General features: G+C 47.2%; 1 pseudogene. It reads right to left on the bottom strand.

The window, feature by feature from the left end:
* Positions 1 to 40: 40 nt before the first annotated feature.
* Positions 41 to 354 (bottom strand): annotated as a pseudogene (locus SQ11_RS15685) (alkene reductase); the annotation flags it as partial.

The following is a 354-nucleotide window of genomic DNA, read 5'->3' on the forward strand; positions in this document are numbered from 1 at the left end:
ATTCCGGCTCATCCTCACATAAAAATCGGATTGTACGTGTTCACCCGCTCATAAAAGGATAATCGGTGTATCCGTGCTCGTTGCCGCCGTAAAAAGTACTTTTATCAGGCGGTGTCAACGAAGCACCTTGTCGTAAACGTTCAACCAGATCAGGATTACTAATAAAAAGGTGGCCGAATGCAATTAAATCCGCCTGATTTGTTGCAACAGTTTGTTGTGCGAGAGCGAGATCATAGCCATTGTTGAGCATCCAGGCAGCACGGCCGCCAACTACCTGGTAAACGTCTTTCAAATCGGAGTAATCAAATGGTATTTCTCCCTGCCGATAATCGCGTGGTCCGCTGGTGGCACCTT

The sequence above is a fragment of the Nitrosospira sp. NpAV genome (assembly GCF_000832065.1).
In the GTDB taxonomy this organism is placed as follows: domain Bacteria; phylum Pseudomonadota; class Gammaproteobacteria; order Burkholderiales; family Nitrosomonadaceae; genus Nitrosospira.